Origin of the sequence: Ureibacillus sp. FSL K6-0165, assembly GCF_038004285.1 — a bacterium.
Taxonomy (GTDB): Bacteria; Bacillota; Bacilli; order Bacillales_A; family Planococcaceae; genus Ureibacillus; species Ureibacillus thermosphaericus.
Genome location: NZ_JBBOQS010000001.1, coordinates 376,237 through 399,645 on the forward strand (window position 1 = coordinate 376,237; position 23,409 = coordinate 399,645).

General features: G+C 36.7%; 29 protein-coding genes. All 29 read right to left on the reverse strand.

Annotated features, from left to right (window positions below; all coding sequences use genetic code 11):
* Nucleotides 1–186: 186 nt before the first annotated feature.
* The 29 genes from NST00_RS01845 to NST00_RS01985 all read right to left on the reverse strand — a co-directional run bounded on the left by NST00_RS01845 (nucleotide 187) and on the right by NST00_RS01985 (nucleotide 23,389).
* Entirely contained in the window at nucleotides 187–330 is a 144-nt protein-coding gene (locus NST00_RS01845) for a hypothetical protein (RefSeq protein WP_340709560.1), read from the reverse strand.
* Nucleotides 330–599, reverse strand: coding sequence for a hypothetical protein (locus tag NST00_RS01850; protein ID WP_340709561.1), 270 nt, complete (start codon nucleotides 597–599; stop codon nucleotides 330–332). Before NST00_RS01850 ends, NST00_RS01845 begins: the two co-directional genes overlap by 1 nt.
* A gap of 7 nt (nucleotides 600–606) precedes the next feature.
* Nucleotides 607–2,355: a hypothetical protein gene (locus NST00_RS01855; RefSeq protein ID WP_340709562.1), complete on the reverse strand. Its 1,749-nt coding sequence runs from the start codon at nucleotides 2,353–2,355 to the stop codon at nucleotides 607–609.
* Nucleotides 2,352–3,464 carry a siphovirus ReqiPepy6 Gp37-like family protein gene (locus NST00_RS01860; protein WP_340709563.1) on the reverse strand — a complete coding sequence of 371 codons (1,113 nt, stop codon included), beginning with the start codon at nucleotides 3,462–3,464 and terminating at the stop codon, nucleotides 2,352–2,354. The genes NST00_RS01855 and NST00_RS01860 overlap by 4 nt, the downstream gene beginning before the upstream one ends.
* 3 nt (nucleotides 3,465–3,467) lie before the next feature.
* Entirely contained in the window at nucleotides 3,468–4,361 is an 894-nt protein-coding gene (locus NST00_RS01865) for a phage distal tail protein (protein ID WP_340709564.1), read from the reverse strand.
* Between the two features lie 12 nt (nucleotides 4,362–4,373).
* The gene (locus NST00_RS01870; RefSeq protein WP_340709565.1) at nucleotides 4,374–7,268 is read right to left on the reverse strand and encodes a phage tail tape measure protein; all 2,895 of its coding nucleotides are present in this window, start codon (nucleotides 7,266–7,268) and stop codon (nucleotides 4,374–4,376) included.
* A 234-nt stretch (nucleotides 7,269–7,502) separates the two neighbouring features.
* Nucleotides 7,503–7,835 (reverse strand): hypothetical protein, encoded by a 333-nt coding sequence (locus tag NST00_RS01875; protein ID WP_340709566.1) that lies wholly within the window; start codon nucleotides 7,833–7,835, stop codon nucleotides 7,503–7,505.
* Nucleotides 7,836–7,887: 52 nt separating this feature from the next.
* Nucleotides 7,888–8,454 (reverse strand): major tail protein, encoded by a 567-nt coding sequence (locus NST00_RS01880; RefSeq protein WP_340709567.1) that lies wholly within the window; start codon nucleotides 8,452–8,454, stop codon nucleotides 7,888–7,890.
* Between the two features lie 13 nt (nucleotides 8,455–8,467).
* Nucleotides 8,468–8,788 (reverse strand): hypothetical protein, encoded by a 321-nt coding sequence (locus tag NST00_RS01885; protein ID WP_340709568.1) that lies wholly within the window; start codon nucleotides 8,786–8,788, stop codon nucleotides 8,468–8,470.
* On the reverse strand, nucleotides 8,785–9,141 hold the full coding sequence (locus NST00_RS01890) for an HK97 gp10 family phage protein (RefSeq protein ID WP_340709569.1): 357 nt from the start codon (nucleotides 9,139–9,141) through the stop codon (nucleotides 8,785–8,787). Before NST00_RS01890 ends, NST00_RS01885 begins: the two co-directional genes overlap by 4 nt.
* The gene (locus NST00_RS01895; protein ID WP_340709570.1) at nucleotides 9,142–9,480 is read right to left on the reverse strand and encodes a hypothetical protein; all 339 of its coding nucleotides are present in this window, start codon (nucleotides 9,478–9,480) and stop codon (nucleotides 9,142–9,144) included. It abuts the gene before it with no gap.
* Nucleotides 9,452–9,760, reverse strand: coding sequence for a hypothetical protein (locus tag NST00_RS01900; protein ID WP_340709571.1), 309 nt, complete (start codon nucleotides 9,758–9,760; stop codon nucleotides 9,452–9,454). The genes NST00_RS01895 and NST00_RS01900 overlap by 29 nt, the downstream gene beginning before the upstream one ends.
* Complete coding sequence (locus tag NST00_RS01905; RefSeq protein WP_445329556.1) at nucleotides 9,760–9,942, reverse strand: hypothetical protein; 183 nt, start codon at nucleotides 9,940–9,942, stop codon at nucleotides 9,760–9,762. Before NST00_RS01905 ends, NST00_RS01900 begins: the two co-directional genes overlap by 1 nt.
* 13 nt (nucleotides 9,943–9,955) lie before the next feature.
* Nucleotides 9,956–11,152, reverse strand: coding sequence for a phage major capsid protein (locus tag NST00_RS01910; protein ID WP_340709573.1), 1,197 nt, complete (start codon nucleotides 11,150–11,152; stop codon nucleotides 9,956–9,958).
* Nucleotides 11,145–11,720: an HK97 family phage prohead protease gene (locus NST00_RS01915; protein WP_340709574.1), complete on the reverse strand. Its 576-nt coding sequence runs from the start codon at nucleotides 11,718–11,720 to the stop codon at nucleotides 11,145–11,147. Before NST00_RS01915 ends, NST00_RS01910 begins: the two co-directional genes overlap by 8 nt.
* Nucleotides 11,713–12,933, reverse strand: a complete 1,221-nt coding sequence (locus tag NST00_RS01920; RefSeq protein WP_340709575.1) for a phage portal protein — start codon at nucleotides 12,931–12,933, stop codon at nucleotides 11,713–11,715. The genes NST00_RS01915 and NST00_RS01920 overlap by 8 nt, the downstream gene beginning before the upstream one ends.
* A 16-nt stretch (nucleotides 12,934–12,949) precedes the next feature.
* A complete protein-coding gene (locus NST00_RS01925; RefSeq protein WP_340710144.1) occupies nucleotides 12,950–14,650 on the reverse strand; it encodes a terminase large subunit in 1,701 nt (566 codons plus the stop codon).
* A 25-nt stretch (nucleotides 14,651–14,675) separates the two neighbouring features.
* Nucleotides 14,676–15,032: a P27 family phage terminase small subunit gene (locus NST00_RS01930; protein WP_340709576.1), complete on the reverse strand. Its 357-nt coding sequence runs from the start codon at nucleotides 15,030–15,032 to the stop codon at nucleotides 14,676–14,678.
* 74 nt (nucleotides 15,033–15,106) lie between these two features.
* Nucleotides 15,107–15,418: an HNH endonuclease gene (locus NST00_RS01935; RefSeq protein WP_340709577.1), complete on the reverse strand. Its 312-nt coding sequence runs from the start codon at nucleotides 15,416–15,418 to the stop codon at nucleotides 15,107–15,109.
* A gap of 240 nt (nucleotides 15,419–15,658) precedes the next feature.
* The gene (locus NST00_RS01940) at nucleotides 15,659–15,838 is read right to left on the reverse strand and encodes a hypothetical protein (RefSeq protein WP_340709578.1); all 180 of its coding nucleotides are present in this window, start codon (nucleotides 15,836–15,838) and stop codon (nucleotides 15,659–15,661) included.
* A gap of 180 nt (nucleotides 15,839–16,018) precedes the next feature.
* A complete protein-coding gene (locus NST00_RS01945; protein WP_340709579.1) occupies nucleotides 16,019–16,537 on the reverse strand; it encodes a hypothetical protein in 519 nt (172 codons plus the stop codon).
* Nucleotides 16,538–16,542: 5 nt separating this feature from the next.
* A complete protein-coding gene (locus NST00_RS01950; protein ID WP_340709580.1) occupies nucleotides 16,543–16,773 on the reverse strand; it encodes a hypothetical protein in 231 nt (76 codons plus the stop codon).
* A complete protein-coding gene (locus NST00_RS01955) occupies nucleotides 16,773–17,168 on the reverse strand; it encodes a RusA family crossover junction endodeoxyribonuclease (protein ID WP_340709581.1) in 396 nt (131 codons plus the stop codon). Before NST00_RS01955 ends, NST00_RS01950 begins: the two co-directional genes overlap by 1 nt.
* A gap of 370 nt (nucleotides 17,169–17,538) precedes the next feature.
* Nucleotides 17,539–19,773, reverse strand: a complete 2,235-nt coding sequence (locus tag NST00_RS01960; protein ID WP_340709582.1) for an AAA family ATPase — start codon at nucleotides 19,771–19,773, stop codon at nucleotides 17,539–17,541.
* 27 nt (nucleotides 19,774–19,800) lie between these two features.
* Nucleotides 19,801–20,292: a dUTP diphosphatase gene (locus NST00_RS01965; protein WP_340709583.1), complete on the reverse strand. Its 492-nt coding sequence runs from the start codon at nucleotides 20,290–20,292 to the stop codon at nucleotides 19,801–19,803.
* Nucleotides 20,293–20,372: 80 nt separating this feature from the next.
* On the reverse strand, nucleotides 20,373–20,603 hold the full coding sequence (locus NST00_RS01970; RefSeq protein WP_340709584.1) for a hypothetical protein: 231 nt from the start codon (nucleotides 20,601–20,603) through the stop codon (nucleotides 20,373–20,375).
* Between the two features lie 50 nt (nucleotides 20,604–20,653).
* Complete coding sequence (locus NST00_RS01975; protein WP_340709585.1) at nucleotides 20,654–21,208, reverse strand: hypothetical protein; 555 nt, start codon at nucleotides 21,206–21,208, stop codon at nucleotides 20,654–20,656.
* Nucleotides 21,209–21,228: 20 nt separating this feature from the next.
* Nucleotides 21,229–22,812, reverse strand: coding sequence for a DEAD/DEAH box helicase (locus NST00_RS01980; protein ID WP_340709586.1), 1,584 nt, complete (start codon nucleotides 22,810–22,812; stop codon nucleotides 21,229–21,231).
* Nucleotides 22,813–22,822: 10 nt separating this feature from the next.
* Nucleotides 22,823–23,389, reverse strand: a complete 567-nt coding sequence (locus NST00_RS01985; RefSeq protein ID WP_340709587.1) for a DUF669 domain-containing protein — start codon at nucleotides 23,387–23,389, stop codon at nucleotides 22,823–22,825.
* Between the last annotated feature and the right edge of the window lie 20 nt (nucleotides 23,390–23,409).

Below are 23,409 nucleotides of genomic sequence, written 5' to 3' on the forward strand. Positions count from 1 at the left end.
GGAGGAATAAAAGTCCCCAGTAGATATTTTTTAATCAAAAAATCACCTTACTTTTTTTATACATGTTATTTTTTGGAGGATTAAAAAATGCACCATTAAGGTGCATTGAATAAAATTATGATATTCAGTTATACTCTTCACTACGTCACACTTTGAGACAATTTTGACATAAAAATAAACGCCACATTACTGTGCGTTTTCTTCATCTAATATTTGATTTACTACTTCTCTTAAATTAAACAAATTCGGAACTTGATTACGAGTATATTTGCCTTCTCTTACGTTTCTAGCCCATATTCTCGCAAGTGCTGATTCTTTACTATAAAGCATTAATTATACCCTCCTTGAAGAATTGCTAGTGTTGTTGTTAATTCTAAAATTGCTTGTTCTTGTTCTGCAATTTTATTTCTTAAAATTTCAATATCGCTTTTTGGTATATCTTCAAAAATTGGTTCTTTTGTTTCTACATTTACAGCTACAACGATTTTTCCTGGCGGAACCTCTATTTCTAAATACGGTATTCCAACAGGAACTCGATATGAGCCTGTGATTTGTTGAATAATAGAACCTTCACTATCGTAAATAACTAGAGTTTTCATATAATAACTACCCCCACGCTTCCCAAGTATAAGATAAGTTTGTTATTAATACTGGTAATCTAAATCCAGTTGAATTGACGTAACAATCTATACCATTAGCTCCACTCTTTCGTAATGATAGAGCAGGTCTATTATTAAAGCTTGGGAAATAAAATACAAGGCAATAGTTAGTATTAAGCAAAGTTGAATATAGTGTATATCTGTCCAATGATTTTATTAATAACATTTTTGGAGCAAAAGTTAATCCATTAACTTCAACAATAGGATACCAGTTATCCTCTGATGAGTAGTACCCATTAAAATAGTATTGTTGACTGCTAGAAGTTACCGTACCAGTTGCATACTTTACTCCACCCATACTTTCAGGAGTAGCTGCTCCTGCCACCCCGAAAATTGATTTTCCACTAACGATATTAGCGGAAATTAAGTTACTATCTCCTTTTACATACCCGCTACCGTTGTGATAACCTGCAGGGATTGCTTGATTGCTAGTTGTTGGAGTTATAATTTTAGTTCCTTGATTTGTCATTGTACCGGATTTACCCGCTATTGAGTAACCCGATAACACCTTTGAAGCATCAAACTCAACCTTTTTCACAACACCTTGCCCGTTATGGTAGCCTTGAGGGATTATGATATCTGATTGTCCAGGATTAATCGTCACCGCACCATTATTTTTCATGGTACCAATTAAATCCCCTGCATCTGATACTGCTGTTTTCCCTTCCAACAAGTCTGCTTCGGTTGCTGTTCCACCCCCTCCCTCACCCTGTAAGATAAAATTTCCATCGCTGTACCTTAATGAATAAATAACGCCAGCGTTTAATATTTTTACCTCTCCTCCGTTAGCTTTTTTGATTGGGATAGCACCTAAACCATTCACGTTAATATAAGTCGGTTCAGGTAGGCTGTCTGCGTTGATTTTAACGACTAAACCCATACCTTCTTTGTATTCGTTTGGTGCAGGGTTTAATGTTACTGAATATACATTGCCGTTATTAGTCGTTTCTGCATATCCAGGGTGTGCTACATAGTCAGCTGTGTGTCTATCGATTTGATTTTGTAGATTTGCCGCAATATTCGTATCTAGTAAATCTTTAATAGATTCGAGCCATGCTTCAAAATCACTTTGTTCTAAGTTCATCCATTGGTCAAATTCTGCTCGCTTGGCATCCGACCATGTTTCAAAATCATTTTCATAATGTTCTTTTTGTTGAGATATCCATGATTGGTATTGGTTAAATAATGTTGTCGTATCTACTTGGTCAACAGTACCGTGTACGATACCACATAGCTCATTGTTTAGTCTTAAATCAGTTATGTTCGCTTGAGTTATTTGAGTGGCACCGTTATTAATGAATACGTCTGCCAATGCTAATTCGTATGCATCTGCATCACGTTGTAGTGCTGGTGGAGCCGGATTGCTTGAAAATGTGCCTTTTTTTATGGCTATCTCAATTTGTCGAGATTGATGGTTTAATCGCATTACCACACGGTCAATTCGCTTTAATACACCATCTGCTATGTCGTGTTGCAACACATAATCACTGTCATTATTAATGTAGTAACCGTTAATCCAGCCTTTTCCTGGTTTTACTATGGTTGTCATATTGATACCTTCAATAACTTGTAATCCCGTGGCTGGATTAGGAAATACGCCGTTTGCAATGAAACTAGCAAAGTATTCTGCGAAAAATGCAGCGTTGTGTCTCCTATCTCCATTGACCGAGTTGAAAAAACCGCTTCTTATGGTCATCGTTTCGCTCCTCTCTTTATTTTTTGTAAAAAGTTTGGAATAGCAGTACCAAACTCTAATTCCAATGAATAGCCGCTTTTATTCCATATTTCTGTTGCTTTAACCACTCTCGAATGTGTAACAATTCCTAACTCATCATTTCGATTCGTGATTTTATCGCCAATAAAAAAATCAACACCGTACACATTTTGTGAGTCGACATTGATTTTACTTTCAAAACTTCTTACCCTTGGATATTCAGATAAATTTGTAAAAGCTGTATATGTCAAAACGTTAGTGTATTCTTCATCCGTCAATGTTATTTCATTTCCATTTTCATCTGTATAAGTCTTACTTAAACTTGTACCATCCACAAACAATTCTCGACGATTAAAACCGCTGTTCGAATTGTTTACTGTTAGTGTTTTTTCAGCACCTTCGATAATTGCTGTATTTTTAAAGTCCGCTTTTTCATCTGTATATGACTGTTTGTCTACGTTGTCAAATGACTTCGCAAAAATCACTTGTGGAAGAATTGTCTGTTCGGCACTTCTATCTTCACCCTGAAAAACGCTAAATACATATTTCTTTAATTCATGATTTAATAGTATTTCAAATGAAACTTCATATTTTTTGCATATTTCCCATAAAGCTTGATCTAAAGGATAATTAACAAATGTTTCATCTGCATTTATGTTAATGCCGGTATCTACACCCAACACTAAATTTGGGATAATCCTATTTGGATTTGAAGGAGTAATGCAATTATATTTAACAAATTGCTGCATTACATATTCAATATTTCCTTTGAACCGCATTTGACCGTCCACAATACGCCAATTTGTCATCACCGATAAGGAACGAGCTTCAACGTGAATTGATGTTTTTGTTTCATCTGTATATTCAGCTAATTCTACATAATAACCACGATGGATATCGTTTGATTTTACAATGATTCGATCTTCATCAGCTAATAATAAACCAGCAATTTTTTCGTTACCTTCCACATCAATGATTAGTGGACTATGGTCATAGTATTGAGTTATGCATTGAATTTGTTCATAAATATCAATAACACCAAGCTTATTGAAGTGAAGGTCGTACACATATAATTCAATTTCCTTTTGCATACGTTATACCCCCACAAATTTGTTAGTGAAATTCATTGATACTTCTAAGTTGTCCAATCCGCTCTCTGCATCATAACGGAATAAATTATCTCCTGGCTCTAACTGCAACCATGTGGAATATAAATCGAACGCATTGAAAATATTTGTTCGTATATTGTTCCGAATAAGTGTTACCGACTTTTTACCACGATTTGTATTGACTTCAATTACATCTCCACCTTGCATTTCAAAATTAATTTGCATTTCGTCGTAAGTGTTAATATTTATTAACTTTGGTTTACTTACACTAGCAATCGCTTTAAAACGAACAATCATACCTGTGTCACTATCGCCACTGTTATAGACATTAGCAATCAATGAAGGTGAACGATAACCCATTTCAATACCGCCTTCTACAATTTCAAGTGGAAATTCGAATGCACCAATCCATAAAGCAATATCAACACTCTGTCCATTCGCTTCATAAATGTTCGGATCATTACAACTAAATAGTGCAATAACTTTTTGCCAACTTTTGTTACAATTTTCGAAACCTTCCGGCATGTCAGGAACGGCTTCTAAGTTCAGATTGATGTAGTATGACGAACCGCCTTTTGTACTGAATTCCATTTTCATAGGATTATACTTTGGATTAAGTACTCGAATAATTTCTTTTCGCTTTTGTTCTGTCCAATTATCATCTCGACCTTTTTTATCTATATAAAAAGACATATCAACATCACGATTATTTAAGATTGTGCGTTGATATGTCGAACCGTCATTATTACTGCCACTATAACTTACATTTGCTTTTAACCCAGATAAATTAATGCCACTTAACAGCTTAAAGTAGCGACCAAACTCGATAAACTCGCCGTTTGCATTTGTAATTTTTACTTTGTTTTTATCAGTTATCAAGTCGCCACCTCCTTAGTTGTATTTAAGCGCTAAACGTCTTAAAGTTCTTTCGATAGCAATATCATTATTCGATACTCCATAATTGTTGATAACTGGAGCAAATGTACGACTGTTATTCACAGAATTATTAACATACGATACATTCCCTTGCGCTAAGCGATTAGCGTTATAATTTAACATTTCTTGAGCGTTAATAACTGAATCTGCAAGCTTTGCAGACATAGAATATACTTTTTCAATCATTTTTTCCATACCGATAACGAGACCTTCACCAATATTCACACCGTAACTCATTGTGACACGAGATGGACTGTGAATATCCAATGCCTTCATAATTGTTTCTTTTATGCCTTCCGCAATTTCTTTCACTTTTCTCCAAACCGCCTCAGCCATCGATCCAATACCATCAATTAGTCCTTGGATAATGTCCTTACCAATCTGGAATAAATCGATGTTTTCAAAAAACCTTTGTGCTTCATTCCATAAATCCTCAATAGTAGTTTTTACTAATTGCATCTTTTCGGTTACTGCATTTTTAAGTTCAGCGAATTTATTTGTAACCGTAGTGACAATATTCGCTACAGTATCTCTTACAAAAGTTTTTATGTTATTCCAAATCGTACTAATCGAATTTTTTACTGTAGTAAATACTGTTGAAGTTGTATTTTTGATATTATCCCAAGTAGTCGTGATATATCCTGAAATAGCTTCCAAAACTCCTGAAAAAATATTTTGAATTGCTTCCCAAATACTTAAAAGAGCATTCTTGATGTTTTCCCAGATCTGTTCTGTATGTTTTTTAGCATCTTCCCAATTCCCAGTTAATAAATCTATGATAATTAATAAAGCACCCAAGAACACATTTTTAATTAATTCCCAAACGCCTTCAAAGTATTGTTTAATACCTTCCCAAACTAGCCTGATGCCTTCACCCATCGAATTCCAATATATTTCCATAGTTTGTTTAATGATTTCTACGACTGTATTAAAAATATTTTTGATACCTTCCCAAACTGTGGAGAAGAATGTACTGATTCCGTTCCATACAACTTCTGTTATTGTTTTAACTTCTTCCCATTTAGTTATTAGGTAATCTGATATAGCGCTAAAAACGATTGTGGCAGCTTCCTTAATACCTTCCCATATACCTTTTAAAAACGCCGATACTTCGTCCCAATTTTGATACAGAGCTACGCCGATTGCAATAAGTCCAGCAATGGCGGCCACTACAATTCCAATCGGCCCGCTCAATGCTGATATAACTGCTCCAAATACCGGGGCCGCGGCGCCACCACTTGTAAACAGTTGTATCAGTGCTCCGAGCGCCGATACGATTTGTCCGAAAATAACAAGTGCCGGACCTATTGCAACAACTAGTGCGCCAAAAATAAGTATCATTTGTTGGACAAATGGACTTAATTCCGCAAACCAATTAGAAACTGATTCAAGCGCACCTGCTATTTTTGGCAGCCATTGTTCAGCTAAATCAAGCAAAGTGTTACCGAGCGGTTCTAATGAAGAAGCAGCAGTTCGAGTGAATGATTCCCAACGTTGTCCAAATGTTTGTTCGACCGCGTCACTGGCTTTTTGTGTTGCTCCCTCAAAGCCTTCCATTGCTTCTTTGCTACCAAGCATGGCGTACATGGCTTTGGATTCGAGATCTTCCCACTTTGTACCAAACAAACCAACGCCTATTTGGTTGGCTAAAACTTGGTCATCCATGCTTTTGAGTTCTCCGACTACTGCATAAGCAACATCGGCCACTGTCGCTTTTCCATCAAGAAAATCTTTCCATACTTTTTGTGTTTGGGAACTCAATTCTGCAAATGCATCGCTAGTCGTTTTGGAGCCGTCTTTCACTCGAATTTGGAATTCTTTCATAACGTCATTCATGTAATCGAGATTATAAACACCGGACTTAACACCACGTTCCAAAACACCAAACATTTCTTCCGCGCTAAATCCCATTTGGCTCCAAAGTGGAACATATTCTGATAAGTTATCAAACAATTCGTTCGAAAAGTTTAATCCACGCTGTGCGCCGGCAGTCATCAAGTCAAACGCTTCATCTGCAGAAAGTCCGAAACCTTCCATCAGATTGTTTGCTGCGCGAGTCACTTCATTTACGTCTGAATCAAACGTTTTAGCCAATAACAATGCATTTTGTGTTACTTTTTCGACTTCGCCATCGTCCAAATTGTGCATATTCTGCTTCACTCGAACAAGCGCATTTGTAACTTCATCGAGTGATTCACCGAATCCAGCCTTCCACACGTTTTTAGCTTTTTCTTCGAGTTTTGCAGCTTCTTCTGCCGTTAATCCTAAAGCCGCTTGTATTTGTCCTGCAGCATTATCAAATTGAGTTGCCGCCATCGCTGCCCCTGCTCCTGCTGCAGCCAACGGAGCAGAGATTTTTGTTGACATTTCCGTTCCAATCGATGACATTTTGTCGCCGACTTCTTTTGATTTTATAGCGACTTCATCAAGTTTTTGTTTAACTTTATCTAATGCACTTGTATCAGCTTGGGAATCGATTTTGACTTTTATATCTTCTGCTTGTTGCCGAAAAGCCTTTAATTTACCTTCCGTTATTTCGATTTCGCGCTGGAATTGACGATATGTTTGTGCATCGATTTCTCCGGATTGAAACTGACGATCTACTTCCGCTTGTGCTTGTTTGAGTGCATTTAATTTTGTTTCTGTATTCTTGATTGCATCCTGGAGTACATCAAATTTTTGTTTGAGCAGTGTTGTATTTTCCGGGTCAAACTTCAAAGCGCGATTAATTTGATTTAGTTCTTTACTGGTATTCCGAGATGCTTTGTCTACTTCTTTAAGTGCCTTCTCAAGTGGAGCAGCGTCCCCGGAAAGTTCTATTGTAATCCCTTTAATTTTCCCGTTCACCATACTTTCACCTGCCTTTTAACCAAAATAAAAGCCCTCCACAATCAACTGTGGAAGGCTATACATAACTTGGCGCTTCATCAGCATATTGAATAACTTTATTTTGTTTAGCTGCTTCTGGATTTTTATACTCCGCATATTCATCAATGTAATTGAAAACCATATCGACAGTCATATTTTCTAAATCTTCTTTAGTTAATTCGCATATTTTGCACATTGCATAATAACGGGCTGTTGTCAGCGTTTTGCCGCTTTTTGTACTTTCGTCGTCAACTTTCCCTTTGGGAACAGTTTTTCAAATAATTCTTTTACTTCTTCTAAGCAGTGCAAAATAGGCATGGATTCAAAGGACGCAAACCATTCATCTGGCGGCAGAATATCTTTGTCTGCCGCTTTGGCACATGTCCATAAAAAATTATTGAATAAAGTAAGATTAATGTTTTTTGTTTTGTGCATTTTTTCAATTTGCATAAATAAATCTTCGTTAAATTGCGCATGGTACATGTTCGGGATATTTCCGTGTACTTTTAAACGAATTTCACGACCTTCAATAATAACAACCTTTTCCATTTATTTTCCCTCCACAGTTAAAAATGAAAAAGAACGGCATTACGCCGCTCCTTTAATTTGTAGTTGGTGGTTCTTTCACTTCATCAAACCATGTGGATGTTACTTCACTATTTGTTGATTTTGATTCAACAAAATAACGCCATACGCCATCAGAAGCACGTGGCATGAATTTACCGCTAATCGTTGGCGTTTGGAAGTTAGTTGAGCCTTGTTTTGTTTGATTTTCTTCTGATGGCAGTGTAAATTTTCCCTTGTATAGCCAAACAAATTTACTGCCGCGACCTCCCGAAAATGGAAGTTCATATCCAAACGCTACATATGGTGCTGAATCAGTAGCTTTATCAACAATACCACCGTTAGCATCTAATGTTTTACCGAAAATATAAGCATAATCTTCGTTATCTAATTCATTTACGCCAAATTCAACATCAACACCAGAAAGTGCTTCTTCTACTTCTTGCAATTGGTCGTCTCCGTAAAGTTCAGCTTGTTCAAAGTTTGGGGTAACGTTAACTGTCATCGCTGGTTTCAATTTACGTGGAGTATCATACGTTGTTCCGTTCTCATCATCTGACAAAACTTTTGCTACATAAATGTTTTTTAAACCGACTTTTGCCATTCTTATTTCCTCCTTAGATTAATTGAATTGAAAAAACACACTGAAAAACTCCCTCGGATTCAATAAAAATCTCATTGTAATCCCAAATGAGTTCGTTATCTTTCAAAAACTGTTTAATTTTATTTTCAGCAGTTAAATTTTTCGTTTCGGTATATAATTCAATGTCCACATTTATCGCTTCATCCACAACGGTATTATCACCAGTCAATGTTTCAGAATCAATGACACGATAACAAATAAACGGCGGTGTTTGTGCACTTGAAAAGTGCGAGTAAGCGACTGGATAACCTAGTGATTTTAAACCTTGTGCTAATTCTGCGAGTGAATGAATCATCCTTTCACCGCCTTTTCAACCGCTTCAACAAATTCTTTAATCAGTTGTTCTTCAACAGGTGTAATATGGATTTTAGCTGGGACACGCCCACCACCGACTTTGGCATGACCTTTTTCAAGCAGATGGGTTAACTGATATTTTTTATTTTTGATGATATAACCGCCTTTTGTTTTAACTCGGCCCCAACCTCTTGCATATTCTCCGCTTTTCTTAGGACTTCTCTCTTTCAGCAGTTTTACACCTTTTTGTGATAATTCGTCAGCAGACATTTCCACTTTTTCTACCACTTCACCTGTGTATTGCTTAACTGTTTTCGTGATTTCTTTTGCTAAATCATTAATATCGATGGCCATTTAACCACCAACCTTTAAAGTACAATACAATTCAATATCTCCATCATGAGTGAAAGTGCGATAAATTGTGTATTGCTTATCGTGATACACCACTTTTTCTTCGCCATCGTACTCATCGTGATCAATAACAAGAACCATTTCCGGTTTCAACCCATTTACAAATGCCGCGCTAAATTCACGCTGCCCAATGCTAATCGGCGCACAAAACACTTGTCGCTCTTCTTCTACCTCGATTTCTTGTTCCAACTCGTCTTTTGCAATAGTCTTTGAAATGAGATAGCAAACATCGTCTTTGGATATGCTATCTTTTTTATTCACTCTCGGTTTCAGGCTTGGCATTTGTTTCACCAACTTTCTGGATTACACGATTATGAATTTTAAATTGTAAATTCCGTGGAAGTCCAACATCTTCCTGGCGCTTGCGGTACATCCACAAAGAATAATCTACGACAAGCTGTATGTCTTCTGCGGTTTCTTTGGATAAATCCACGCCTATTTTAGTTAATTCGATAGAAGAAGAATTTAATAGATTTAAAAAAAGGACATCGCGTAAATTGTGAGTGATACCCAAATCCAATTTAAAAAGTGATAAGCATGTCTGTAAAAATTGTTCAGACATTACTTATCACCTTCTTCGACTTCCACAATCAATGACTTCCCTGCTTTGTTGTTACTAGAAAGTAATTCTTCAATGCGTTCTTTTTTTGGACGCTTTCCTTTTCGTGGATATGTGTCGCCGACATTATAAATGTAATTGCTATCCTGCAAATCTTTAAATTTGCGAATCACTTTATATTTCACTCGCAATCACTCCTTATGCACCAGGAGCATCTTCATATGTTACATAATAACCAGCATTTTCATCTGCCTTTTGCGCATCAAAACGAACGAATCCGGCAAGTAATTGACCATAAATGTTATTATCTACCCATTTCACAGATACTTGCTTACGGTCAAAGAATTTGCAGAAAGCTTTTGCGTCACCAATAAACGCTTTTAAATCACCTGCTGCATCACCAATAATTTCATCATCTAACACAACAATTTCCTTGCCTTTCAAACGTTTGCCAGATGCAACAGTCACATCATCTTGCAATAAATAACGGCCATTATTGTCTTTCATCAAATCAAGTACGTTAAATAAAGATTGAGATACATAAAGTTTTACTTGGTATGCTGTTTTAAATCCAGTATTTAGCAATGTAATTAATTCATCAAGAGAAGAAACTGTTTTCGGCTTCGCTGTTTTCAATACAGCGGCAATAGCAGCGTTACGAGTATTTAACTCTTGATCGCGAATTTCTTCATCAATTAAACCAACAATATCATAATCCGCATCATCGATAACTTCTTGTGATACTGGAATGTAACCGCGGTAAGTATTGATAGAATATGGAATCTCTGAAATAGTTGGTTTTGCTAATTCTGGGTTAGCTTCTAATTCTGCAACTGTACTCATTTTAGAACCAGATTTTGAAATGACCGGATATTTACCACTTGCGCTGTTAACAGGCACACGTTTCACATATTGCAACAAGTCAACTACATCTTCGGGAGCCTTTTCTGGTGTCAATAATTCTTCCGGCACCAAAGCGCCGCCGTCCACTAATTTAAAACCTTCTACTGCACGTACTTCCGCGCCTTTTGTGCGAATGTAAGCGTTAATCGCTGAACGTAATTCTTTTAATTGTTCTTTATCCATATTTCCTTTACCTCCATTTTCTTTTGAACGATTCGTCGGAACTTTCGCGTTTGAACGTTCCAATTCGTTTTCAAGTTGTTGAATTTCTTCTTCAAGTTGTGATTTTTCATTTTCTTTTGCTTCGATAGCACTTTCGTTTTCATTGACTTCATTTTCTAAAGTAGCCAATTCTTCTTCTGTTTGTGCTTCATTAACTGCAGCTTCTAATTCGTTGCGTTTATTTAATAAAGTTTGAAGTTCACCTTCCACAGCTTTTAATGCGCTGCGTTTTAAATTCAATTTCGCACCAATTAAAATTGGATTAGGCATTTTTCTTCATCCTTTCTAAAATTTGTTTTTTTCTCTCTTCTAATTTTTCTTTTTTGATTCTCTCTGCATCTTTTTGCCGTGCAGAAATATCCGTTTGCGGATAAGCAGGAAAAGCAGTAATTGACACTTCCAACAATTCTGCTTCTAAAATGCGCCATTTGATGGAGCCATCTTCTTTGTTAATGGTTTCTTCCCGGACCGGATAGAAACCGAATGAACAGCCGCGCACTTTTCCGGTCTGTACTTTACGGAATGCAGATTTTGCAAATGGATCTTCTAAATCAAGAACCACTCGGCCCCATAAACCTTTTTCATCCGATTTCAGTTCGAGTGTTTTACTACCTGTCGAAGCAAGTACTACCCGGCTGTCATGGTTGTCCAAGCAAAATATGTCTTTTGTTCTTAAACTATTTTCAAAAGCTCCAGGAGCAATTTCTTCAAAAGCGCCTGGCCATAATTCAGTTTCAGAGTTATAAACCGCAAAATACCCCTCAATAATTCCCTCATTTTCATTTTCTGTTGAACGCGTTTGAAGCGCAGAAGTGAATTGAATGTGCCGTTTATTCACCCTTCTCACCACCTTTCAATATTTTCAGTGCCAACGCCATCCTTTCTTCATCTGATAATAATTTGCTCTGATTTCCAATTTTGTCCGCTGGAATATAGTTTTCTAATATGATTAGTTCATTCATTTCCTCATCTGGATCTAAACCAACCCAATCACGCCATTCATTACGCCGCATGGCTGTTCGGTCCACTAATTCTTTTCCGGCATTCACAAGTTCTGATAAATCATAAGCATACAAGCTTCGAGGATTTAAGCGAAAGTACCAATTCGGGCTGAATAATATGTCCCTTGTTAATGTTTGCGCAATTCGCTGACCAATTGACATGATGCGAGTGTTTACAAAGTTGTTATATTCATCTTTATCAAATTCACCAACACCCAAGAAAAAAGCAGGCACTCCTAAAAGTCCTGCTAATGATTTTTTATCAATTTCCATGCCCTCGATGATAGCAATATCTTTTAAAGAAAGAGGTCTAACTTGCTCCACTTTTACTAAATCAGCAGGAATTACCCACGGTTTCCCACCTTCAGTATCATCAATATATTTGTTAAGTATTTCTTCTCGGCCCTCTTTACTCGATAATTCTTCAGTTAATGCATCGACTGCAATGATAATTGATGGCATATATTTACCAGACATAAAATTGCTCTTTGTTTTATTCGCTTGTGCAAGATTTCTTACTAAGTCCTTCAATGCTACTCGATAACCAATACCTCGATACGGATATAACGGATGTGGATTCAACACAAAATGAATTACTTCATCTGGCGAATAAGTAACTCCGCTGTAATCAATCGTGTAATCAATCAAATTGCTCCCATCGTTATAACTGACCAAAGGCATTTGTAAAGGAACCAGATTATCAATTAATCCAGTTTCCTTATCCACCGAAATATGAACAATCGAATTCCCGTCGCCATCCAATAATAAATCCCGAACGATTTTATAAAGCCATGTTTTGCGTGTCATATTCTTGCATGGCTCTATATCAACTTTTCGGGATAGTTCGTTTACTATTCGCTTGTCGCCTTTTTCGGTTTTTTCAACCAAATGAATAGTCATATTCGAAACTAAATCAGCAATTTTATCTACTGCCGTTAGTACATCTGGATGTTCAGACAATTTTACATAACCGACTGCATCGGCGCTACCTAATGCAATAGGAATTGCTATTGAAGATCGTTGTCGTTTTCTTCTATTCCAAAAAGCCAAGTTTCCACCACCTTTCTTAATTGTTTAACCATTCTGATGCACCTTGTTTCCGCGTCATATCTTCTAACATTTGAACCGAAGCAAAAACAGATGCATCAAATAAGTCAATACGCATTACCCCGTCATCGCCATCTATTTTCTCATACATAACCATGTCATCTGTTTTTTCAACGGCGTGTACATTTTGAACGCAATATTCGTATGCTTCTGAATGCAAATAATAAAATTTCCCATCTTTTGCTTTTTTCTCAATTCGTCTAAATCCTTCGCTTTTCTTATAGTAATATTGCGGTTGGTCCACAATTTTAAATCCAGCTTTTTTCATTCCTAAGAAAAATTCGCGACCAAATCTCCTGTCAAAACCAACAATTTTGATTTTAAAACCAATTTTTCGCATATTAATGAACCAATTAATAATGTCTGTATGGTTCGTTGTCGGTGTATTCGTCATTGTCAGCCAACCATCATCTTTCCAACCAAAAAGTGGTATATTATCCTCTTCTGCTTTTTGGTGTGCTGCAACAATTGGGAAGAATGCATGTGTTATTGCAATATCAATATCTCGATATGTTCCGTACAATGCGGCCGCAGTTAAATCGTGCATCCTTGATAAATCGGCCCCTCCATACCACTTGATTGGAAGTTTAACTAATTCCTCGATTGTCCAGTTGTATTTTCTGTCGCTTGAACGGAATTCATCGATATTGAAATATGCTTTTAAAGCAGAAGTATAGATGTTCAAAGATTTTGCTAAAAATGATTTTCTTTGTTGTGGATCGTTTTGGGCCTGCAAAGCATCATTCATTAATTCATGTGCAGATACAGAAATATTGTAATTTGGATTCGCTTTTTCATGTTCGATTGGATTCGTATAATCCACTTCTCCGGTTTCTGGGTCCTCATCTGCTTTGGCGATAAACACAAAATACTGTTCATCTTTAACCGTGCCGTCCAGGATTTTTTGACAGTACTTCATGCGGTTGTAGCAGAAGCTGTTGGGATTATCCCCAGCAGTTGTGATTCCAATGCACATGCTGTTTCGATAAGCCTTACCAGATTCTTTGATTGTGTTATAGTGACTGGCAGATTTATACAAATGCAGTTCGTCGAGAATTTGGATAAGCGTGTTCAAAGAGTCCATCCGGTCACTGTTTCCAGCTATGGTTTCAATCCGAATATATCCATCTCCTAGTTCTCCGCTGATGGAATGTTCCTGGTTGTTGTCGAGTATGCGGAAATTTTTCTCTTCGCCCATATGTCGAAGATTAAAAAGTAAAAAATTAAAAGATTGCAACGCTTGCTTAAGTTTCTCGCCAACGATTACGATTTCCGCGCCCGATTTTCTTTCCAACAATCCAATCCCCCACGCCAAAGCACTCATAAAAGGTGTTTTCCCGTTTTTTCTGGCAAGCATAATAAAAGCTTCTTTAAACCTTCTTAGTTTCGTTCCTTTATGAAAGAACCCTAGCAAGTTGTAAACTACAAACTTTTGCCACGGCTGTAATAAAAAAGGCGTACCTCTTAACGGCCGCCCTTCCATATCTTCGCCTTTCTGATGAACAAATGTCTTTTCAATAATTTGAATAACAAATTCGGCATCTGTTGGATTGAAATCATAAGCTGGATTCTCTAAATCTTTTAAGAATCGCTCGCACATTTGTACGGTTTCTTTACAAGCGACTTTCCTGCCTTCCACAATGTTTTTAGCATACTCCATTACTATGTCATAATTTTTAAACTTCTTAGCCTTTTTCAAGACTACTCAACACACTTGCAAGTGCTGATTTTTGATTTGATTCAACCGTCACCGTTTCCCGCGCTTTCGGGTTTAAGCAAAGACGGTCGGAGTATGCCAAAATATCTTTTCTTAAACTTTCCAGGGTTGCAACAATCGGCGCTTTTTTTGGTCCTCCTTTAGCCGAGTGAACTTGAACCTCATATTCACCTTCTTCAAATTTTTTGTTCAGCACCATAAATTGATGAACTAGCCCTGCATATATGTCAATCATGCGTCCGTACTGCTTTTTATAAACTCCCAACTCTTTCATGTCTGCTATTGTTCGCCGTTTAATTGTTTCCTTCGTTGGAATTTTTGACACCGTCTTCACCTCCCAAAAAAATTTTTCTGAAAGTCGCTCTATTGGAAAAAGTTCCCCCCGCCGGTCCCTGTTGGTCATTCCACAGTTGAAGAAGGGTGGGGGGTTACTTTCTCTCGCCAAAACTCACCAAGCTTGGTTAGCTTATCTGTTTCTCGGTCATGCATCTTCCCGTGGCATTCGGCACATAAAGAAATAAGATTCCATGATGCTAACCGCAAGTCTGGTCTTTCTTTTAACGGATGGCAATGATGTACTGTTGTTGCAGTTCGATTCTTACCGTACCGCTTGCAGTTCAAACATTCATAGCCATCTCGTCGTAAAATCTTTGCTCGTTTACGTTTCCAGGATTGTGTTTTGTAGAATTCCATTTTATTCACTACTTTCATATTATGTTGATGAATATAAATGTTCTGATTACATAAATTAATACTGAAAGGTAGGTGATTAATGTGAAGATAAAGATATCGATATCAATCGATATTTCGGTATTGAAACTTCTCTGCCTACTGTTTATTTAATTAAATAACCAATACTAAAATCTAAGTTTTAAGAAAGGAGAAAGGCAATCCTAACAAGGTTGCCGGTCGGGATGAATAGTAAATAATACATAATTCAATCAAATGAATTTACATACTTCTCCAAGCTCCCCTCACCCGTTTGTACGTTGGTTTACGTACACCCATCAATTCTTCGATATCCCAACTTGTTAATTGTTCATGATGTTTTTTCTTACGCTTGCGATTTGAATCATTGTTATAACCTAACTTCCGTTTGATTTCTGCTGGTACCATTTGTTCAATTCTCATACGCCTCACCTTCTTTCATAAAATAAAAAGCCACAATCAATAACGATTGTGACTTTACCGCGAAGCCTTTTGTTTTGAAGTAACACTTAAACAATACCGATATCTAGTAGTTTGCTATTTTACCACACTATCATTTTACAATTTTCATATTGTGCTGAAAATGAACTCTTTTTGCACTCTTTAAAAACGTAACCCGTCAATACCAAAAAACAGTACTGTCAAGTCTTCGAAAGCTTTATTTCGATTTTTATAAATCATCCGTTCTGACAGAAATTGAACTTCACTTAACTCTTTGATAGTCATTTTCTCTTTTGCAATATACAAGTAGTATATTGTTTCATACTTGCGAATCTCGTTAGATTGCTCACAAATGATTTTATATATTTCTAATGTCTTATTGATAAACTTAATCATTGCTAATGTTCTGTTTTTAGAACGTTTAATTGCATTGATAGCAAATTCATCGGATTCTAAATACGATAATTCTAGTTTTTCATCCAGTTCAACTATATCAAGCTTAATTTCTGCAACATGATTTGCTAGAGAACGATAATTTCTGAGAAGTAATTTCACATTATGTAATCGACGATCATAAAGTTTTCGCTCTCTTGTTTCTTGTTCTGCTATATATTTTTCAATCGCAACAGCCGCTGCTGTTCTTGAAATGATTTCTAGTTGTTCTTTGTTCAGTTTAGCCATAATCATTATGCACCTTCTTTACTTTGTTGTTCTAAGTACACATCTTCTAGCCACATGTACAACATGGCTAATTGTCGAATGACTAATTGATTATTTTGATATTTGTTTGCAAGTTCACCAATTGAATGCGATACCCAGTTCCAGAACAAATAACTTTCCATGCCGTGTTGCATTGCCATATAATTTACATGCAAAATCCAATCTGCAATTTCAGCATAAAATTTTTTATAATCCATCAAATCGCCTCGATTCGAATATAGATCCCTGGAACATCTGCCCAAAACTTTTCAACAATCTCTGAAGCTACTAACGCATCGTCTTTCCAATAGCCACAATCAGTCATGCAATCTTTTAATAATTTTTGAAGATTATCGGTATCTGGTTTTGTGTATTTATATTCACCGTTTTTATGTTTTCCTGTTACGGGAAAGCACCATTTTGTCATCAAACGAATTGGACCGGTATATTTTTTCTCTGGTACATGTTGACCAAGATGTGCCATTAATTTTGCTCGAGCAGATTTTAATTCTGCAGGTTCATAAAATATAGGCTTACCATTTCGAAAGGTAGTTTTTTTCTGTTGGTGAGTTGTTGTTGGTGGAACAATCGGGATAAAAAATTCAACTGTCATTTTACCACTTCCATTTTCTTACTTTCATTATTTTTAGGGACAAAATCTTTTAGTCAAGGTAAGGGGAAGGAAGGTTGTGGGCGCAGTCTTAACGCCCACACCTTCTTTTCCCCCTTGACCTTAAGGTCAGGGACAACACCCTATATTACGTAGTAATATAGGTTTGTCTGTCCTAAGGACAAAGTCGAAAATTTCCCGAATTTGTCCCTCTGGTAGGGACAGGGACAAAATTCGAGTTTGTCCGTTTAAGGGACAGGGACAACTTTGATATTGTCCCTTAAAGGGACAAGGACAAATCTCGAAAATGTCCTTGTTATCCTTCGTTATGGACAAAGGACAAAATTCGAGTTTGTCCTTTGTCCATTTGATGTCACTTTCGAGTAACTTCACCTTCAATGACTGCAAATCCGCCATGTTCATTAATACGTCTTCTTACAGTTTTTTCTGAAATCCCCATGTATTCTGCTAGCGCTTTTACAGTTACTTTTTCATCAATACTGCATGCTTCATAAGCTATTTCTAACGATTGTTTCTGTTCTTCTTTACGCTCTTTAGCACTTTTCTTTTTAGTAAAATTCTTTTTCCAAGTAGGTGAATTTCCTTCTGGTTCAACATCATTTAAAATTCCGCTTTCATCGACTGTGTGTACAGGATACTGGAACCATATATTAAACGGTTTGAATTTCGGGAACTCGCGTAACGTTCCTTCAATTCGCCATGCCGTGCGTAAGTGAATAACATTCACAGCTTTGGATATTTCGTTTTTGGCTTGCTGCAACTGTTCTTGATTTAACACTCGTTTAGCATGCTCTTCCATCTGGTAAGCACTCAATTGATCATCTAATCCGACATGTTGGTCATAATAATCAAAGTTCACACGTTTGATAATATCATCGTAAATCTTACAAATCGCTGCATTTTCTTGTTGCTTAATTAAATCATCTGTTAACTCTAATTCGATTAAATCGAGCAAAGCATCTGGGTCACGTGCAAATACACCAGAACCACTAGCACGGTCCATTGATTTTTTATTACCTTGCGTTCCTTTTGAATGGTGATGACAATAAATCACGCTACAACCTAATTCCGTCGCTACTTTATCAAATTGATTCGTGAAGTGTGCCATTTGGTCTGCGCTATTCTCGTCACCTGTTAAAACTTTATAAATCGGGTCAATAATAACGGCTATATAGCCTTTTTTCTGCGCCCTACGGATTAATTTTGGTGCTAATTTGTCCATTGGAACCGACTTACCACGTAAGTTCCAAATATCGATATTTCGAATGTTCTTTGGTTGCAGCCCTAATGCCTTGTATGCATCTTTAAATCGATGTAACGCACTAGGTCTATCTAGTTCTAGGTTGACGTATAATACATGTCCTTGTGCACATTGCCAACCTAACCATTTAATGCCTTCTGCTATAGCAATTGATAATTCAATTAATGCAAATGATTTACCAGCCTTTGATGGACCGGCAATTAGCATTTTATGCCCTTGTCTTAGTACCCCTTCAATTAATGGTGGAGCAAGATCCGGTGGATTATAAAAAAAATCTTCCAGGTTCTCCATATCTGGTAAATCGTCGTTTAAATCCTCAATCCATTCGTACCATTCATTCCAATCTGCCTTTCCAATGTTTGTATCAACAATGAATTGCTTTTTACCATTTCGTGTGACACCAGGAAGGCGACTTAATCGTGATGGATTTCGATTCTGGTTATCAACTTTTAATCCGTTCTTTTTACAAACGTTATACAGATAATCAACACGTTTTCGATATTCGTCATAATTCGGTGCGTCGATTTTCACGATAGCATGAAGACTTTTCTTACCGCTATGGACTAACACGGCTATTGGTAATTCTAGTTCGCGTATAATGGCATTTTGCTTTTCAATATCTGTGTTATCTGATTCGACTAATGCATATCGATAATCGGTTACGTTATCATTTTTAACGCCTTTCCCATCTAATGGATTGAAACGGATCCATGCTCCTGCTAGCTCGTTATAATCACCTAAAACACTTCCAATGTCGCCATTACATTTATTTAAAGCTTCAATTAATTGTCCAGCAGTTCTGTCATAGTTCCCAGCTGTCGGTTTATAGATTTTTTCTCCTGTTTTTTCATCTGTGATTTCATAAGTTGATGTAACATATCCAACATACTCCGTTGATTGGAAAAGCGTTTCTAAATATCTTGTAATCTCTCTTACTGGATTCCAATTGATAGGTTCATGAATTTCTTTTCCTTCAATCCAGTTTTTATCGATTATTTTATAATCATCATCTGCATTAATCTCATCATTCCAATCCAATTCACGGCTTTCGATTTGTGATTTTGGCTGCCACCCGCCATAATCCTTGGCCATTTGAGTAATTGTAGCTCCTGTAATTCCAGTTCCTTCGAATGTTGTCCACTTTTTAAAGCATTCGCCAGGCTTATATCGTGCTGTATCGCTAGCACTCCAAGAATCCCAATCGCTTGCTGTATAGCCTTCGTATTTCAAAGCCATACCGACGTTTAGCCATTCCTGATAAGTTAATACTGCTGGATCAATGTATTGTAGTAATTCACGTAAGTCTAATTTATTTTCCAAGGTCACACACCTACTTTCCAACCCACTTCGACGTTAATAATTTGATGCTTGTCGTTCGTAATTCACTTTATTTTTCTTATAATAAGCTTCTTCCAATTGGTTTTCCGTGAATTTAAGCGAACACATCAAACCTTTAAATATGCTGATAGCTTCAAAGTAATAACGTATCTTATCATTGAATATTGCCATGCAAGTGACTGTATAAGTTAAAATAATGAACTGTAATGTTAAATCTTCATAAATTCGGGCTTTTTGTTTTTCAACATCTTCTGGTTTTATATTTAAATCGTTCCCAATCGATAATATAAAGTGAAAACTATCTGCAGCTTCTTCAAGTGCATTTTCCATATTCGCTTCTTTATTACTCCAGTGTTTAAAGCAACGTGTTTCATTCGCGCATTCTTGAATTTCGCATAGTAATGCTTCAATTTTGTTGTGGAATAAATCTTGTCCTTGTAAATTCTTTTCAGTAATGATGTGGTCATCTAATTTTCGTTGAGCTTCGAACAATTTTGGATAATTCATTCAGATTCCTCCGTTCTTTCGTCCAGTACTTCATTTCGCAATATGTTTCAAATACGTCATAATTTCTTCGAAGTGTGACATTAACATTCCCAAGATACGTTCAGCACACTATTATTTTTCATTCGTTCGATTATATTGTTCACTAATTCTTCAAGAGCGTAATATTGCTCGTCAGTAATATCCCATTTAGCAAAATCCTCATAAGAATGCCCATATTGTGTTTTAGTAATCTTCAGTGTTTTAATACCGCTTTTCGTATAAATTTCTAAAACAGATTCATCGAAAGATACTTTTTTAACTTTTACATTCATTATTCTCCACCCTTTCATTACAAAATGTTTCTAATAAGACTCAAGGGAGATTACTCTCCCTCTTCATATGCCTCGCGTGCAATGTAGAAATTGCCCCATTGATCACGTTCAGGAAGCCCGTTATCATTAAATTCTAGTGTTGCTGGTTCAACTAATAGTTTCTGGTTACATTCATGGCAATAAACGAATTTAGTATCTTTCGGAATATATCGTTTCCCTTCATTACCGCAATCACACCAATATTTAGTTCGATAATGTAATTTGTCGTCTCGATTTATAACGCCCGTTTTCCAATGTTCAGGTATTTGCTGTTTTGATTCGAGAATCTCGCTAATTGGTACATTTAATGTCCAATCCCCATTCACTTTAGGAAGAATCTTCGGTGGATTTTGTACTGTTTGCGCTTTCGGTGTAGTTTTTGGTTCTGATTCCGTATTTTTTTCTTCATTTTTCGTTACTACAGGAGTTATTTTTTTTGCTACTGGCTCTCTTTTTGTATCGAACCCTAATACATTGAAGAATCCATCAATCACTTTATTCACTTGTTCTGCTTGAACGTTCTCAGCAATTAATTGACCATTTTGTATATCCACATTGATTTTCATTTTAACAACTCCCCTTTGTTTTAATTTTCTGGTATATATTCAGCTGGTACTATTCCTTGTGGAATTCGCCATCCATTAGCAGCAATTCGATCAATCATTTTTTTAGCTGCTTCAAATGACCATGTACCAACGTGCTGGAATCCTCGACTTTCTAAAAATCGAATTTGTTTCGGTGTTGTTAATCCTTGTTCGCGTCGTTTTTCTAATCTGTCTAGTAGTTTTGCAGCCTTTCCTGCATTCTCAATTTCATCTGGAAATATACCTAGTTTTTCAAGAGTTTTAATCTGTTTTTCGCTTGGTGGACCCATTTCCCAACCAAATGCCGGCACATAATTTGCCAAATCTTCGGCTTGGATACTCATTTCAAATTGCAACGGATCTACTAATTTCCGTTTCCGTTTACGCATTTCGGCTAATTGTTTGGCTAATGCTTCTTCACGTTCTGCGATAACATCTTCCTGGGCTTTCTGTTCAACTTCTTCTAAATCAAGTGGAACTGCAGCTTCTTCAATTTGTTTTGTCATAGCTTTAGCTACTTCGTCACTTTGTGCGATTAAATGTGCTGGGCGACATAATTCATGTCGCTCTGTATGCCAAAGAAAATCTAATAACAGTAATTCCGTTTTCCCAGGATGTAGCCGAGTACCACGCCCAACCATCTGTGAATATAACGCTCGTACTTTTGTCGGTCTTAAGACAACGACGCAATCGACTGACGGGCAGTCCCAACCTTCCGTTAAGAGCATTGAGTTGCAAAGCACGTTGTATTTGTCATTCTCAAAATCTTTTAAAATTTGTTCACGGTCTTTTGATTCTCCATTGACCTCTGCAGCATGAAATCCTTTTCGATTTAAGATTTCTGTGAATTTCTGGCTTGTTTTCACAAGTGGTAAAAATACTACGATTTTTCTTTCTTTAGCTACTTTCCACATTTCATCCGCAATTTGTTCCAGGTACGGATCTAATGCGGTACTAATTTCACTCGCTTTAAAATCTCCTGCTTGTTGAGAAACTTTTGAAATATCCAATTCCAGTGGAATGGTTAATGCTTTGATTGGTGATAAATAACCTTCTTTGATAGCTCTTGGTAACGTATATTCATAAGCTAGTGATTGATAAAATTGACCAAGATTTTTCATATCGCCACGGTCAGGAGTAGCTGTAACTCCTAACACGTTAGCATTTTCAAAATGATTTAAAATTCTTAGATAACTATCAGCGATTGTATGATGTGCTTCATCAACGATAATGGTGTCAAAGAAATTTTTATCAAATTGTTTCAATCGTTTTTCTCGCATTAATGTCTGGACACTTCCAACGACTACTCGATACCAACTACCCAGCGAAGTGTGTTCAGCTTTTTCCATTGCTGTTTTTAGCCCAGTCGCTTTTTCTAACTTATCGGAAGCTTGTTCCAATAATTCTGAACGGTGAGCGAGTATTAGTACTCGCTCGCCCATTCTTACACGATCTTCAGTTACTTTCGAGAAAACTACCGTTTTACCACAACCAGTAGGAAGGACTAATAATGTTCGTTTATTCCCGTTTTTCCACTCTCTTTGAATTGCTTCTCTTGCTTCTTGTTGATATGGTCTTAATTTCATTCAATCACCCCTAGAATTGCCCTGGTGTGAATCCACCTGAGTTAGTTGGAAATGGTGTTGTAGGGAATGGCTGTTGAGGTTGCTGTACTGGTTGTTGATAAGTTTGTTGTGGCGGTGCTTGATAAGTTTGTTGTTGTGGTGCAGCACCAAACACTTCTTCGTAAGGATAAAATTTTTCGACTTTGTTATTTTGATATTTTTTGCCGTCTTTTTCGTATTCATCAATTTTTAATTTTAATCTTCCTTTTGAACCTGGTACTGTTCCCCAGTTCATACGTAATGGTTCACCTTTTTTCTTTTGACCAATAGCCATAAAGAATTGAGACAATTGCCATTCTGTTTTTGTGTGTAAAAATAGATTATGAAACACCTTTACATCGCCGTACTCTTGTGAATGAACTGTTAGTTCTAGCTTAGCTTGATTACAAGGCGGCATTTTCGCCGAACCTTGAAATCTAGCACGTTCAAATTTAGTTACCGTAAAATCGTAATCTCCTTCTGGTAGCAGGATAAAACCACCATCATCTTTTTCAATTGTGTCATCCCAACCTAATTCTCTTTCGATGTTTTGATTCACTTTCATCACTCCTGGATAAT

Coding starts and splice junctions, on each gene's coding strand:
- NST00_RS01845 (WP_340709560.1), bottom strand. CDS start 330: ATGCTTTATAGTAAAGAATCAGCACTTGCGAGAATATGGGCTAGAAAC.
- NST00_RS01850 (WP_340709561.1), bottom strand. CDS start 599: ATGAAAACTCTAGTTATTTACGATAGTGAAGGTTCTATTATTCAACAA.
- NST00_RS01855 (WP_340709562.1), bottom strand. CDS start 2,355: ATGACCATAAGAAGCGGTTTTTTCAACTCGGTCAATGGAGATAGGAGA.
- NST00_RS01860 (WP_340709563.1), bottom strand. CDS start 3,464: ATGCAAAAGGAAATTGAATTATATGTGTACGACCTTCACTTCAATAAG.
- NST00_RS01870 (WP_340709565.1), bottom strand. CDS start 7,268: ATGGTGAACGGGAAAATTAAAGGGATTACAATAGAACTTTCCGGGGAC.
- NST00_RS01875 (WP_340709566.1), bottom strand. CDS start 7,835: ATGGAAAAGGTTGTTATTATTGAAGGTCGTGAAATTCGTTTAAAAGTA.
- NST00_RS01880 (WP_340709567.1), bottom strand. CDS start 8,454: ATGGCAAAAGTCGGTTTAAAAAACATTTATGTAGCAAAAGTTTTGTCA.
- NST00_RS01885 (WP_340709568.1), bottom strand. CDS start 8,788: ATGATTCATTCACTCGCAGAATTAGCACAAGGTTTAAAATCACTAGGT.
- NST00_RS01890 (WP_340709569.1), bottom strand. CDS start 9,141: ATGGCCATCGATATTAATGATTTAGCAAAAGAAATCACGAAAACAGTT.
- NST00_RS01895 (WP_340709570.1), bottom strand. CDS start 9,480: ATGCCAAGCCTGAAACCGAGAGTGAATAAAAAAGATAGCATATCCAAA.
- NST00_RS01900 (WP_340709571.1), bottom strand. CDS start 9,760: ATGTCTGAACAATTTTTACAGACATGCTTATCACTTTTTAAATTGGAT.
- NST00_RS01910 (WP_340709573.1), bottom strand. CDS start 11,152: ATGCCTAATCCAATTTTAATTGGTGCGAAATTGAATTTAAAACGCAGC.
- NST00_RS01925 (WP_340710144.1), bottom strand. CDS start 14,650: ATGGAGTATGCTAAAAACATTGTGGAAGGCAGGAAAGTCGCTTGTAAA.
- NST00_RS01935 (WP_340709577.1), bottom strand. CDS start 15,418: ATGAAAGTAGTGAATAAAATGGAATTCTACAAAACACAATCCTGGAAA.
- NST00_RS01940 (WP_340709578.1), bottom strand. CDS start 15,838: ATGAGAATTGAACAAATGGTACCAGCAGAAATCAAACGGAAGTTAGGT.
- NST00_RS01945 (WP_340709579.1), bottom strand. CDS start 16,537: ATGGCTAAACTGAACAAAGAACAACTAGAAATCATTTCAAGAACAGCA.
- NST00_RS01950 (WP_340709580.1), bottom strand. CDS start 16,773: ATGGATTATAAAAAATTTTATGCTGAAATTGCAGATTGGATTTTGCAT.
- NST00_RS01955 (WP_340709581.1), bottom strand. CDS start 17,168: ATGACAGTTGAATTTTTTATCCCGATTGTTCCACCAACAACAACTCAC.
- NST00_RS01965 (WP_340709583.1), bottom strand. CDS start 20,292: ATGAATTATCCAAAATTGTTCGAAGCTCAACGAAAATTAGATGACCAC.
- NST00_RS01970 (WP_340709584.1), bottom strand. CDS start 20,603: ATGAATGTAAAAGTTAAAAAAGTATCTTTCGATGAATCTGTTTTAGAA.
- NST00_RS01975 (WP_340709585.1), bottom strand. CDS start 21,208: ATGAAAATCAATGTGGATATACAAAATGGTCAATTAATTGCTGAGAAC.
- NST00_RS01980 (WP_340709586.1), bottom strand. CDS start 22,812: ATGAAATTAAGACCATATCAACAAGAAGCAAGAGAAGCAATTCAAAGA.